General features: G+C 62.1%; 8 protein-coding genes and 2 tRNA genes. 8 read left to right on the top strand and 2 right to left on the bottom strand.

Features of this window, described 5'->3' with window-relative positions; genetic code table 11:
• The first annotated feature begins 10 nt into the window (after positions 1–10).
• From WIN67_RS06285 to WIN67_RS06275, 3 genes are all read left to right on the top strand, one after another.
• On the top strand, positions 11–1,576 hold the full coding sequence (locus tag WIN67_RS06285) for an AmpG family muropeptide MFS transporter (RefSeq protein ID WP_102878606.1): 1,566 nt from the start codon (positions 11–13) through the stop codon (positions 1,574–1,576).
• 127 nt (positions 1,577–1,703) lie between these two features.
• Entirely contained in the window at positions 1,704–3,419 is a 1,716-nt protein-coding gene (locus tag WIN67_RS06280) for a proline--tRNA ligase (RefSeq protein WP_102861442.1), read from the top strand.
• Between the two features lie 17 nt (positions 3,420–3,436).
• A complete protein-coding gene (locus tag WIN67_RS06275) occupies positions 3,437–4,387 on the top strand; it encodes a hypothetical protein (protein ID WP_102878604.1) in 951 nt (316 codons plus the stop codon).
• 77 nt (positions 4,388–4,464) lie between these two features.
• Here WIN67_RS06275 and dinB read toward each other — a convergent pair whose 3' ends face one another.
• Entirely contained in the window at positions 4,465–5,532 is a 1,068-nt protein-coding gene (gene dinB, locus WIN67_RS06270) for a DNA polymerase IV (RefSeq protein ID WP_213664823.1), read from the bottom strand.
• 294 nt (positions 5,533–5,826) lie between these two features.
• Here dinB and WIN67_RS06265 point away from each other — a divergent pair.
• The 5 genes from WIN67_RS06265 to WIN67_RS06245 all read left to right on the top strand — a co-directional run bounded on the left by WIN67_RS06265 (position 5,827) and on the right by WIN67_RS06245 (position 11,120).
• Positions 5,827–5,903: transfer RNA gene (locus tag WIN67_RS06265), tRNA-Met, on the top strand.
• A gap of 202 nt (positions 5,904–6,105) precedes the next feature.
• Positions 6,106–6,182, top strand: a tRNA-Met gene (locus WIN67_RS06260).
• A gap of 278 nt (positions 6,183–6,460) precedes the next feature.
• Positions 6,461–9,109, top strand: coding sequence for a bifunctional lysylphosphatidylglycerol flippase/synthetase MprF (gene mprF, locus WIN67_RS06255; RefSeq protein ID WP_102878602.1), 2,649 nt, complete (start codon positions 6,461–6,463; stop codon positions 9,107–9,109).
• Entirely contained in the window at positions 9,109–10,407 is a 1,299-nt protein-coding gene (locus WIN67_RS06250; RefSeq protein ID WP_110594982.1) for a virulence factor family protein, read from the top strand. Before mprF ends, WIN67_RS06250 begins: the two co-directional genes overlap by 1 nt.
• A 437-nt stretch (positions 10,408–10,844) precedes the next feature.
• On the top strand, positions 10,845–11,120 hold the full coding sequence (locus WIN67_RS06245; protein ID WP_339070777.1) for a DUF3077 domain-containing protein: 276 nt from the start codon (positions 10,845–10,847) through the stop codon (positions 11,118–11,120).
• A gap of 168 nt (positions 11,121–11,288) precedes the next feature.
• Here WIN67_RS06245 and WIN67_RS06240 read toward each other — a convergent pair whose 3' ends face one another.
• Positions 11,289–13,130, bottom strand: a complete 1,842-nt coding sequence (locus WIN67_RS06240; RefSeq protein ID WP_372820914.1) for a potassium transporter Kup — start codon at positions 13,128–13,130, stop codon at positions 11,289–11,291.
• Positions 13,131–13,440: the final 310 nt, after the last annotated feature.

Genomic DNA, 13,440 nt, shown 5'->3' with positions numbered 1-13,440 from the left:
ACTTCAGCCCATGCCCCGTAAAACCTGGCGCGCCGCACTTGCCGCCTATGCCAGCCCCTCGACGCTCGTGCTGTTGCTGCTTGGTTTCGCTGCCGGCATGCCTTACATGCTGGTGTTCTCGACTCTTTCGGTGTGGTTACGCGAGGCCGGTGTGGCCCGCGAAACCATCGGCTACGCCAGCCTGATCGGTTTGGCCTATGCCTTTAAATGGGTGTGGTCGCCACTGCTCGATCAATGGCGCCTGCCTCTATTGGGCAAGCTCGGCCGACGCCGCTCCTGGCTGGTACTGGCCCAGGTCCTGGTGATACTCGGCCTGATCGGCATGGGCTTCTGCGATCCGCAAAAACACCTGTCCTGGTTGATCGCCATTGCGGTGGTCGTGGCCTTTGCCTCGGCGACCCAGGACATCGCCATCGACGCCTATCGCCTGGAAATCGCCGACGACAGTCGACAGGCCGCGCTGGCCGCCAGCTACATGTCCGGCTACCGGGTCGCGGTACTGCTGGCCACCGCCGGCGCGCTGTTCTTCGCCGAAGGCTTCGGCTCCACCGGTTTCAGCTACAAGCATTCGGCCTGGACCGGTACCTACGTGCTGTTCGGCGTGCTGATGATTCCAGCACTGCTCACCACTCTGCTGATGCGTGAACCTGCAGTGCCATTGCGCACTCAACTGTCGGCTGGGCGCTACAGCTTCGCCCACCAGTTGATCTCGGTATTCGTCCTGATCGTGCTCCTGGTTTCAGTGCCTGCCACCTTTACCCAGCTGTACAACACCGACTTCGCCAGCGTGATCTTCGACGGCGTCAGCCTGCTGGACCTGCTGCTGGAAGACCGGGCCTTCCTGCGGGCGATCCTCTACATCACCCTCAGCACCCTGTGCCTGTCGGCCATGGGCCGCCGGGGCCTGGCGCCGGTGCTGACCCCGGTGAACGACTTCATCCTGCGCTACCGCTGGCAAGCCTTTCTGTTGTTGGGTCTGATCGCCACCTATCGCATGTCGGACACGGTCATGGGCGTGATGGCCAATGTTTTCTATATCGACCAGGGTTTCACCAAGGACCAGATTGCCGGGGTCAGCAAGATCTTCGGCCTGATCATGACCCTGCTTGGGGCCGGCATGGGCGGCCTGCTGATCGTGCGCTTCGGCATCCTGCCGATCCTGTTCATCGGTGGTGCCGCGTCTGCCGGCACCAACCTGCTGTTCCTCATGCTCGCCGACATGGGCCCGAACCTGAAAATGCTGATTGCCACCATTTCCCTGGACAACTTCAGCTCGGGAATGGCCACTTCCGCCTTCGTCGCCTACCTGTCGAGCCTGACCAACCTCAAGTTCTCGGCCACTCAGTACGCCCTGCTCAGCTCCATCATGCTGCTGCTTCCACGCCTGATCGGCGGCTATTCCGGAGTCATGGTGGAAAAATACGGCTATCACGACTTCTTCCTCATCACCGCCATACTCGGGGTGCCGACCCTGATTCTGATCGCCATTCACTGGTTCCAGGAGAGCCGCCGCGCCGGACCGAAAGACCCGTCGGAGCAGCCCGCCAAGGGCGCTGTCGTGGGCGAGGAATCCTAGAAAATCCCGGGAGTTGCGGCTTTTCTCCGCGGCTCCCGTCCCCTCAAAGCGCAATCCTGTACGCCAGCGGAACTCGCCCGTACAATGCTCCGTCACTTCCAGTCTCAGCAACCGACAACGGCCTACCATGCGTACCAGTCAATATTTGCTCGCCACACAGAAAGAAACGCCTTCCGACGCGGTCGTGATCAGCCACCAGCTGATGCTGCGCGCCGGCATGATCCGTAAACTGGCTTCCGGCCTGTACACCTGGCTGCCGATGGGCTTGCGAGTGATGCGCAAGGTTGAAGCCATCGTTCGCGAAGAAATGAACGCCGCGGGCGCGCTTGAAGTGTTGATGCCGAGCACTCAACCGGCTGAGCTGTGGCAGGAATCCGGTCGCTGGGAAGAGTACGGCCCTGAGCTGCTGCGCTTCAAAGACCGTCACGGTCGCGATTTCTGCGCCGGCCCGACCCACGAAGAAGTGATCACCGATCTGGCCCGCAACGAGCTGAGCAGCTACAAGCAGCTGCCGCTGAACCTGTACCAGATCCAGACCAAATTCCGCGATGAAATCCGCCCACGCTTCGGTCTGATGCGCGGCCGCGAGTTCATCATGAAGGACGCCTACTCCTTCCACGCCGACCAGGCGTCCTTGCAGGTCACCTACGACCGCATGCACCAGGCTTATTGCAACGTTTTCACCCGCCTGGGCCTGAAGTTCCGCCCGGTTGAAGCAGACAACGGCTCCATCGGCGGCGCCGGCTCCCACGAATTCCACGTACTGGCCGAGTCCGGCGAAGACGATATCGTCTTCAGCAACGGTTCCGACTACGCAGCGAACATCGAGAAGGCTGAAGCCGTGCCGCGCGAAACCTCGCGCCCGGCTCCAACCGAAGAGATGCGCCTGGTTGACACCCCTGACGCGAAAACCATCGCCCAGCTGGTGGAAGGCTACAACCTGCCGATCGAGAAGACCGTCAAGACCCTGGTGGTGCATGCCGAAGAAGCCGGCAAGCTGATCGCCCTGATCATCCGTGGCGACCACGAACTGAACGAAATCAAGGCCGCCAACCAGCCTGGCGTTGCCAGCCCACTGGTCATGGCCTCCGAAGCCGAGCTGCGTGACGCCATCGGCGCCGGCGCCGGCTCCCTGGGCCCGGTGAACCTGCCACTGCCGATCATCATCGACCGCTCGGTGGCGCTGATGAGCGACTTCGGCGTCGGCGCCAACATCGACGACAAGCACTACTTCGGCGTCAACTGGGAACGCGACCTGCCGGTTCCGACTGTTGCCGACCTGCGCAACGTGGTGGCCGGCGACCCGAGCCCGGACGGCAAGGGCACCCTGGAAATCAAGCGCGGCATCGAGGTCGGGCACATCTTCCAGCTGGGCAACAAGTACAGCAAGGCGATGAAGTGCGAAGTGCTGGGCGAAAACGGCAAGCCAGTGACCCTGGAAATGGGCTGCTACGGCATTGGCGTGTCCCGCGTGGTGGCGGCCGCCATCGAGCAGAACAACGATGAAAACGGCATCATCTGGAGCGATACCCTGGCGCCGTTCCAGATCGCCCTGGTACCGCTGCGCTACGAAACCGAGCAGGTTCGCGAAGCCACCGACAAACTGTACGCAGAACTGACTGCCGCCGGTTTCGAAGTGCTGCTGGACGACCGCGACAAGAAAACCAGCCCGGGCATCAAGTTCGCGGACATGGAGCTGATCGGCATTCCTCACCGGATCGTGGTCAGTGACCGCGGCCTCGCCGAAGGCAACCTGGAATACAAGAGCCGTACCGAAGCCCAGGCACAAGCGCTGCCCGTGGCCGACGTCCTGTCCTTCCTCCAAGCCCGTATCCGTCGCTGAAACCAGATAGAGAAGTCATGTTCAAGCGAAACACCTTAAGCCTCGGGGGCGCCGCCTTGTGCGGCGCCCTGCTGGTCAGCGGCTGCGCCAACCAGATGTCGCAACGCAGCGAACACGAGGAACGCGTCGAGCGCAAACTGCTCGACCACAGCCTGCAGATCGATGTCGGTGAGCCTAAGGTGCTTGAGCTGCCGCAACGCCGGGTACGCATCCACGAGCAGAAGACCTTCGAAGTCACCGAATTCGAGGTCACTCGCCGCTACGATCGCTATACGCCCTACCAACCCTGGCGGGAAATCTACGAGATCCCGCTGGGCGCGGTGGCCCTGGTGGCCGGCGTCGGCGCCAATGTGGTCAACGTGTTTGCCCTGGGCAACCTGCCGGACAGCGTCACCAAGGACTGGGTCAGCTATGGCGTGTCCGGGCTCAACCCGTTCATGAACATGCCGTCCCACGGTCGTGCCCAGCAGAACCTGGCAGCCATCGATGAAGTCCAGCGTGACAAGCGCCTGGAGTATTCGAGCCTGCCCTGGAGCGAGCGCCCGGTGCAGGTCAAGGCCGGTAAGCAAACCTACGACATGAGCACCGATCGTAATGGCGTGCTGCGCTTGAACCTGCTGGACGCGCCATTCTCCGAACAGGATCTGAACCACATCGGCAAGTTGCAGATCAGTGTCGAGGATGCTCAGGACGAAGTGCATTCCGACTCGTCCCTGAGCCTGAGCAGCACCCTGCGCGGCAAGCTGGTGGAAGCTCACGCACTGATCTACGACGACCTGGAAGATGACGAAGTGAGCCAATGGGTACACCGGGTCAAGCGCCTGTCGGAGTTGGGTCTGGAAGAAGAGGCCAGCGAGCTGGAGCAGAGCCTGATCGAGCTGACACGCAACGATCCGGAATTGCAGAGCGAGTTTCTAAAGTCCCTGACCAAGAACGCCGGCCGCCTGGTCGCCGATCCCGGTCACTGATTGACAAGGAGCCGGCTTGCCGGCGAACACCACGCCGCGGATCGATCGCGACGCCCAATTCGCCAGCCTGCCAGCGCCTACAACACGCCCCGAAACAGCTCCAGCTGTTCGTGACCACCGCGTAGATCCTGCAATCGCACGCCAATCCCCAAGAGCCGCACTGGCTTGCCGCCACGCTTGAAGGCCTGGGTCAGCAGTTGCCGATAACTCTCCAGATCCCGTCCGGCCCCCGCCTGCTCAAGAGTGGTCTGGGTAAAGTCGTGGAACTTCACTTTGACGAAGGGTTTGCCCGGCCGATAACTGCTGTCGATACGCGCAATGCGCCCTGCCAGAGTCTCCATCAGCTCCGGCAGCTTCTGCAGGCAGCTATCCAGATCGGGAAGGTCCACGTCGTAAGTGTTTTCCACGCTGATGGACTGCCGCCGGCTGTCATTCTGCACCGGCCGCTCGTCGATCCCCCTGGCCAGACTCCACAGGCGTTCGCCGAAACTGCCGAACTCGCGCACCAGGGCTAGCTTGTTCCATTCGCGCAACTGCAGGCAGTCGACAATCCCCAGGCGACCCAGTTTGTCCGCCGTGACCTTGCCCACCCCATGCAACTTGCTCACCGGCAGTTCGGAGACAAAATCCTCCACCTGATCCGGAGTGATCACGAACAGGCCGTTGGGCTTTTTCCAGTCGCTGGCAATCTTGGCCAGAAACTTGTTGGGCGCGACCCCGGCCGACACCGTGATATGCAACTGGTTGGAAACCCGCCGGCGAATGTCCTGGGCAATGCGCGTGGCGCTACCGGCGAAGTTCGGGCTATCGGAAACATCCAGATAGGCCTCGTCCAGCGACAAGGGTTCGATCAGATCGGTGTAGTCACGAAAGATCGTATGAATCTCTTTCGACGCCTCGCGATAGGCATCCATGCGCGGCTTGACGATCACCAGGTCCGGGCACAGGGTCAACGCGTGCCGCGACGACATGGCAGAGCGCACGCCATAGGCCCGCGCCTCGTAGTTGCAGGTGGCGATCACCCCCCGCCGATCTGCGGAACCACCCACTGCCAGCGGCTTGCCGGCCAGTTGCGGGTCGTCGCGCATTTCGATGGCGGCGTAGAAGCAATCACAGTCGATGTGGATGATTTTGCGCTGCATCATATAAAGGCAGTGATCATTGAAAGCCGAAGTTGGAATCAAAGCGGGCAGCCAGTATCTACCGACACCTGTATATAGCACCAGTACCTTGCATCTCGGATCAATCGGCAAAGCGCCATGAGAAATTTATTCTCTTAATGGGCACCAAGCGTTCCATAGAGCTGAAAGCCACGTTCTACCTGGGCCCAAGCCTCGAAAAACGCTCCTGGAAGCACGCTAAGCGATTGAACAGGAAGCCTTTTTTAAAAATTAATGATTGACAGACGCCAGCGACGCTGTAGAATCCGCCCACACAGACGCGGGATGGAGCAGTCTGGTAGCTCGTCGGGCTCATAACCCGAAGGTCGTCGGTTCAAATCCGGCTCCCGCAACCAAACATCAAAAAAGGCTACTCGAAAGAGTGGCCTTTTTTGTGCGCGCCTGTTTTGCACTACTCCCTCTCAAACACGGCATAGGCAAAACTCTTTAGCTGTCGATGACTTAAGAGACGGAACCGGCCATTCGACGTTTATTTGACCTGTCGAACCATTAATGGTTGACACTCAGTCGTTCGCCTGTAGAATGCCGCCACACAGACGCGGGATGGAGCAGTCTGGTAGCTCGTCGGGCTCATAACCCGAAGGTCGTCGGTTCAAATCCGGCTCCCGCAACCAAACATCAAAAAAGGCTGCTCGAAAGAGTGGCCTTTTTTGTATCTGTTGAAAAAGTCCTTTCGCAACAATGACCTGGCAAAGTGTTGCGAGCCTTTTAGCGATGCTTCGACCCTTCAAGATGCGAGCTATGCTCTGTCTCGAGCAACCACCCGGCGGCCATCGCCCAGGGTCGCCGGGCCACGGTGAGACGCGTTAATATTTGAAACTATTTTTTCTACAGGGATTGGTAACTTGGCCGGATACCCCCATCCTGTCGCGCACAATCCACGAGGTGATTGATGCGCGCCAACACGTCTGATTCGCAAGACAGCGATACCACTACCGCCACTCAACCTGTGACAACCACTCGCCTGCGCTGGCTGGACCTGTTGAGCAAGTACCGCCAACCCCTGGGCCTGGCCATAACCCTGCTGCTGTTCGCCATTGCCCTGATCGCTTGCCGTCACCTGCTTAGCGAGCTGGATTTCTACGCCCTGCACGACTCGATCCTCGAAGTACCCAAGCCCGCCCTACTGGGCGCCCTGGGCGCGACCATCGTCGGCTTCATCATTCTGCTGGGGTACGAGTGGTCCGCCAGCCGCTATGCCGGAGTCAACCTGCCCGGCCGCACCCTGGCTCTGGGCGGCTTCACCGCCTTCGCCATCGGCAACGCCATTGGTCTGTCGCTGCTGTCCGGCGGCTCGGTACGTTATCGCCTGTATGCACGTCATGGGCTGGGGGCCTCCGACGTCGCGCACATGACCCTGTTTGCCAGCCTCTCTCTGGGTTGTGCCTTGCCACCGCTGGCGGCCCTGGCCACTTTGAGTAACTTGCCGGCAGCCTCGGCGGCCCTGCGCCTGCCCGAAAGCCTGCTGGCCGGCATTGCCCTGGCTATCCTGCTGCTGGGTGCAGTACTGGCCGTCGGCATCTATCGCCGACGCCTGCCAGAGCAGCCTCTGCGCGACAACCTGCTGGTACGGGTCGGACGCCGCACCCTGCGCCTGCCTGGACGGCGCCTGACCTTCCTGCAACTGATCATCACCGCCCTGGACGTCGCCGCAGCCGCCACCGTGCTCTACCTGCTGCTGCCCGAGGCACCGCCGTTCGGCGCCTTCCTGCTGGTGTACCTGCTGGCCCTGGCCGCCGGTGTGCTCAGCCACGTGCCTGGCGGCGTCGGGGTGTTCGAAGCCATCCTGCTGGCGGCGTTTGCCGACAAGCTCGGGGCCGCGCCCCTGGCGGCCGCCTTGCTGCTGTATCGCCTGATCTACGTGGTGCTGCCGATGCTGGTGGCCTGCGTCCTGCTGCTGATCAACGAAGCCCAGCGCCTGTTCCAGACCCGACAATCCCTGCGGGTAGCTTCCGGCCTGGCAGCGCCGATCCTGGCGGTGCTGGTGTTCCTCTCCGGCGTGGTGCTGCTGTTCTCCGGCGCCACCCCGGAAATCGATACCCGCCTGCAGCACATCGGCTTCCTGATTCCCCACCGCCTGGTGGACGCTTCGCACTTCGGCGCCAGCCTGATCGGCGTGCTCTGCCTGCTGCTGGCCCAAGGCCTGCGCCGGCGCCTGTCCGCCGCCTGGATGCTCACCACCATTCTGTTGCTGGTGGGCGCCCTGCTCTCGCTGCTTAAAGGCTTTGACTGGGAAGAAGCCTGCCTGATGACCCTCACCGCCAGCCTGCTGGCCGTGTTCCGGCGCTCGTTCTATCGCCCCAGCCGCCTCACCGAACTGCCCTTCTCGCCGCTGTACCTGGTGGCCAGCGTCTGCGTGCTCGGCGCCTCCACCTGGCTGCTGCTGTTCGCCTATCAGGACGTGCCCTACAGCCACCAACTGTGGTGGCAGTTCACCCTCGACGCCGACGCCCCCCGGGGCCTGCGTTCGCTGTTGGGGGCTGCGGTGCTGTTGCTGGTGGTGTCCTTGACCTGGCTGCTGCGTACCGCACGCCCGGTCATCCACCTGCCCACCAGCGACGAGCTGGACAAGGCTGCGAAGATCCTCATGGCCTCGTCCCAACCTGACGGCGGCCTGGCCCTGACCGGCGACAAGGCGCTGCTGTTCCACCCCAACGACGATGCCTTCCTGATGTACGCTCGCCGCGGCCGCAGCCTGGTGGCGCTGTACGACCCCATCGGCCCGACCCAGCAGCGCGCGGAAATGATCTGGCAGTTCCGCGACCTGTGCGACCTGCACCACGCGCGCCCGGTGTTCTACCAGGTACGGGCGGAAAACCTGCCCTACTACATGGACATCGGCCTGACCGCGATCAAGCTCGGCGAAGAAGCCCGGGTCGACCTCAAGCGCTTTGATCTGGAAGCCAAGGGCAAGGAGATGAAGGACCTGCGCTACACCTGGAACCGCGGCACCCGCGACGGCCTGTCGCTGGAGATCCACGAGCCGGGGCAAGCGCCGATGGACGAGCTGAAAGTGATCTCAGACGCCTGGCTGACCGGCAAGAATGTCCGCGAGAAAGGCTTTTCCCTGGGCCGCTTCAGCGACGACTACCTCAAGCACTTCCGCATCGCCATCATCCGTTTTGAAGGACGCCCGGTGGCCTTCGCCAACCTGCTCGAGACCTACAGCCATGACCTGGCCAGCCTCGACTTGATGCGCGCGCACCCGGACGCCCCGAAGCTGACCATGGAGTTCATGATGGTCGGCCTGATCCAGCATTATAAAAATCATGGATACGCCCGCTTCAGCCTGGGCATGGTGCCGCTGTCCGGCCTGCAACCCCGGCGTGGCGCGCCGCTGACCCAACGCCTCGGCTCGATGGTCTTCCGCCGTGGCGAGCAACTGTATAACTTCCAAGGCTTGCGCCGCTTCAAAGACAAGTTCCAGCCCGACTGGGAACCCCGTTACATGGCCGTGCCGGCCGGGCTCGACCCGCTGGTGGCACTGGCCGACACCGCCGCCCTGATCGCAGGCGGCCTGACTGGATTGGTGAAACGCTGATGATTCAACGCTCTTGGCGGTATCTGCTGGCCACACTGGTGGTACTGGCTTTGCTTGCGGGTGGTGGCTACTGGTGGTGGAACCGCCCCGCCCCTGAACCGACCCTGGAACAACTGACCCAGGCCGATGGCTCGACCCTGACCCGAGTGACCCCAGGCGCCAAGGCCAAGGCCCGGGTGGTGGTGGCGGTGCTGCCTGATTCGACCCTGACCGATAAACAACTGCTGGCCCTGAGCCGCAGCGGCGCGGCGCAGATCGTCCAGGTGATCCTGCCCAAGGACGATTGCAAACTGCAGGAACAAGCCCTGCAAAGCGCCCTGCCCCAGCTCAGTGGCCCGGCCACCCTGGTCAGCGGCATCGGCCCTGGCGCCGCCCTGGCCTGGCGCTGGGTCGCCACCCAGAACGACGACAAGGCCCAAGCCGTGTCGGTAGGCTTCACCATCAACCCGGCGCCCGGCTGCACCGATCCACTGCCCAAGACCCTGGCCCACGGCCACTGGCTGGTGGCCTGGAACGACAACCCGGATGACGAAAGTGCCGGCTTCGTGCGTGATACCCCCAACGCCACCACCAGCATCAGCGACTACGACATCCACCTGCCCCAAGTGCTGAACAACGAGCTGCGCAAGCTGCTGGTCGGTTCGGAAAACGGCGGCCTGAACATTCCCGTGGTGGAAGTCCCGGCCGGCCAGGCCAAGGACACCGTGACCCTGTTCCTCTCCGGCGACGGCGGCTGGCGCGACCTGGACCGCGACGTGGCTGGCGAGATGGCCAAGATCGGCTACCCGGTGGTGGGCATCGACACTCTGCGCTACTACTGGCAGCACAAGACGCCTGAGCAAAGCGCCGTTGACCTCACCGAACTGATGCAGCACTACCGGCAGAAGTGGGGCACCAAGCGCTTCGTGCTGACCGGCTACTCCTTCGGCGCCGACGTGCTGCCGGCGATCTACAACCGCCTGCCGGAAGCCGAGCAGCAGCGGGTCGACGCCATTATCCTGCTGGCCTTCGCCCGTACCGGCAGCTTCGAGATCGAAGTCGAAGGCTGGCTGGGCAATGCCGGCAAGGAAGCTGCCACCGGCCCGGAAATGGCCAAGCTGCCCGCCGCCAAGGTGGTGTGCATCTACGGTGAGGAAGAAGTCGACGAAAGCGGCTGCACCGACAAGACTGCGGTCGGTGAAGCCATGAAGCTGCCGGGCGGCCATCACTTCGATGAGAACTACCCGGCACTGGCCAAGCGCCTGGTGGATGCCATCGAAAAGCGCCAGGTCAAGGATCAGGCCACCGCTCAAGAGTGAGCTGAGCCTCGCCCCATCAAAGCCCCCGCAGCCTCAGGTTGCGGGGGCTTTTTTACATCAGCGGCCTGAGCTTCCTCGCTGAAGACCGCGTAATGGCGGATGACTCCCGCGCAGGTTGTAGGCAAACTCCGAGAGTTGTGTAAGGGGTGCGTTTTGGGCACTTTGCTGCCTTGTTGGCCTGCGCTTCGACGGGCTAGGCTCCGGGTGTCGCTGAACTTCAGCGACCGGGCTTGGAAACCCGAAGAGTCTGGGCAACTAACACCCCATAGTGATTGCAGGCGAATTTAACACCTGTAATCCATCTGTTATGGCGGCTGTGCGTGGGAGACCTTCGGGTCTGCCGGTTTCCTGGATTACCGGTTTTCCAACCTGCGTACAGCTGCCACCCATTCGCTTGGAAACGAACGTGGTAGCTCCTCAAATTCAGGAGTTGGACCATGAACAATGCGAACCCGCCTCAACTGTCAGATCTGAAAACTATCGGCTTAAGCACTTTCCTTTACTGCTCGGAACGCCCGCTGTTCCAGGTCAGCCCCGGCCTGCCCATTGGCGACGCCCTGGCCCAAGCTTCCGATATGCTGTCCCTGACCAAGGCCTTTGCCGAAGACGCCGCCTACAGCAAGGACAGCGATCGTCACGCCTGGGCCGCGCACTACCTGACCGCCATGGGCAAGGCGGTGGTGGACGATGTGGTGCAGGCGCTCGCCGCGTAAAGACCAAGGGCGATCTCGGGGCCGGTGGGCTCCGGGAGAAACCGTCCTGTCATCAGCATCGATGTCGATGGTCGGTCCGTTATCGCGAGCAAGCCCGCTCCTACAGAACCGTAGAAACGAAAAAGCCCCCGCTGCCGCAAGGCAACGGGGGCTTTTGTCTGGTCAGGATTACATCTCGACCTGAGTACCCAGTTCGATCACCCGGTTCACCGGCAGCTTGAAGAAGCGCAGGTTGCCGTTGGCGTTCTTCAACATGAAGGCGAACAACGCTTCGCGCCAGCGGGCCATGCCCACCAGCTTGGAGGCGATCACGGTTTCACGGCTGAGGAAGTAGGTGGTGCGCATGGGGCTGAAGTCCAGCTCATCCAGGTGGCACAGTTTCAGGGCTTCCGGGACGTCCGGTTCGTCGGTGAAACCGAAGTGCAGGATCACCCGGAAGAAACCTTCGCCGTAGGAGTCCACCTCGAAGCGCCGATTTGCAGGCACCCGCGGAATGTCCTCGTAGACCACCGTCAACAGCACCACTTGTTCGTGCAGCACCTGGTTATGCAGCAGGTTGTGCAGCAAGGCGTGGGGCACGGCGTCTGGACGGGCCGTGAGGAACACGGCAGTGCCCTGCACCCGATGTGGCGGCTGTACGCGGATGCTGCCGATAAAGATTGGCAGCGGCAGCCCGCCTTCGTCCAAGCGATCCACCAGCAATTCCTTGCCGCGCTTCCAGGTGGTCATGAGCAGGAACAGCACGATCCCCGCCAGCACCGGGAAGGCGCCGCCCTGGAAGATCTTCGGCACGTTGGCGGCGAAGAACAGCCCATCCACCAACAGGAATCCCAGCAGGAGCGGCACCACCAGCATCGGCGGCCACTTCCACAGCAGCAGGATCACCGCCGACACCAGGATGCTGGTGATCAGCATGGTTCCGGTCACCGCCACGCCGTAGGCCGAAGCCAGGGCACCGGAGGACTCGAAACCGAGCACCAGCAGGATCACACCCACCATCAGCGCCCAGTTCACCGCGCCGATGTAGATCTGCCCCTGCTCGGCGCTGGACGTGTGCTGAATGTGCATCCGCGGGATGTAACCCAGCTGGATTGCTTGGCGAGTCAGGGAGAAGGCTCCGGAAATCACTGCCTGGGACGCGATCACCGTGGCCAGGGTGGCCAGCACCACCAGCGGAATCAAGGCCCAGCTCGGCGCCAGCAGGTAGAAGGGGTTGCGGGCGGCTTCAGGGTTTTCCAGCAGCAACGCGCCCTGGCCGAAGTAGTTCAGCACCAGCGCCGGCAGCACCAGGGCGAACCAGGCCCGGGCAATGGGCTTGCGCCCGAAGTGCCCCATGTCGGCGTACAAGGCTTCGGCACCGGTCAATGCCAGAACCACCGCCCCGAGGATGGCGACCCCCATGCCCGGATGGACAATGAAGAAGCGCACGCCCCACATCGGGTTCAACGCCTGCAACACCTCGGGGTGCTGGAGAATGCCATTGACCCCCAGCCCGCCCAGAACCACGAACCAAGCCACCATCACCGGGCCAAACAGCTTGCCGATGCGATCAGTGCCGTGTTTCTGGATCAGGAACAAGGCCACCAGCACCACCAGCGCCATCGGCACCACCCAGTGTTCCAGGCCGCTGAATGCCAACTCCAGGCCCTCGACCGCCGACAGCACGGAAATCGCCGGGGTGATCATGCTGTCGCCATAGAACAGCGCCGCCCCGATCAGGCCCAGAATCACCAGCATCGAACGCAAGCGCGGATAGGAACCGGACGCCCGTCTGGCCAACGCGGTCAAGGCCATGATGCCGCCCTCGCCCTGGTTGTCGGCCCGCAGGACGAACAGCACGTACTTGATCGAAACGACCCAGATCAACGACCAGAAAATCAGCGCGAGGATGCCAAACACCCCGTCATGATTGACCTGAACCCCATAATGGCCGGCAAACACCTCCTTGAGGGTGTAGAGCGGACTGGTGCCGATATCGCCATACACCACCCCGACCGCCGCCACCAGCATCCCCAGAGGCTTGCCCCCGGAGTGCTCGCCACTCGCCGCCTGACTACTTGCCTGACCCATCAATGACTCCTACTACTCAAGACCGGGGCTTCTTATATAGAAAGCGCAAGGTTATACAAGCGCTATTCTCTTAAGTTGCGCAGTTTGCCATGTAATTTGCAGATTCTTATTACCACTAAGGCGCCAACTAACGTCGTATGAAAGCAACCGGGCATAACGGGAAGAAGCATAGTCCAGCGCTGGTCGTATTTCCCCCGTATAAAGCTGGTCAAGCGCGTCGACCATCGCTAGAATTGCGCACTTTTTGATC

The organism is Pseudomonas idahonensis (assembly GCF_037903935.1).
In the GTDB taxonomy this organism is placed as follows: Bacteria; Pseudomonadota; Gammaproteobacteria; order Pseudomonadales; family Pseudomonadaceae; genus Aquipseudomonas; species Aquipseudomonas danubii.
Note: the sequence above shows the minus strand (reverse complement) of the source record. Positions and strands in the feature narration are given on the sequence as shown.

Bases quoted from the DNA above. Each gene is read 5' to 3' on its own strand.
- WIN67_RS06240 (WP_372820914.1), bottom strand. From the start codon at position 13,130: ATGCTGGTGGCGGCGGTCGGGGTGGTGTATGGCGATATCGGCACCAGT.
- dinB (WP_213664823.1), bottom strand. From the start codon at position 5,532: ATGATGCAGCGCAAAATCATCCACATCGACTGTGATTGCTTCTACGCC.
- WIN67_RS06280 (WP_102861442.1), top strand. From the start codon at position 1,704: ATGCGTACCAGTCAATATTTGCTCGCCACACAGAAAGAAACGCCTTCC.
- WIN67_RS06275 (WP_102878604.1), top strand. From the start codon at position 3,437: ATGTTCAAGCGAAACACCTTAAGCCTCGGGGGCGCCGCCTTGTGCGGC.
- WIN67_RS06285 (WP_102878606.1), top strand. From the start codon at position 11: ATGCCCCGTAAAACCTGGCGCGCCGCACTTGCCGCCTATGCCAGCCCC.
- mprF (WP_102878602.1), top strand. From the start codon at position 6,461: ATGCGCGCCAACACGTCTGATTCGCAAGACAGCGATACCACTACCGCC.
- WIN67_RS06250 (WP_110594982.1), top strand. From the start codon at position 9,109: ATGATTCAACGCTCTTGGCGGTATCTGCTGGCCACACTGGTGGTACTG.
- WIN67_RS06245 (WP_339070777.1), top strand. From the start codon at position 10,845: ATGAACAATGCGAACCCGCCTCAACTGTCAGATCTGAAAACTATCGGC.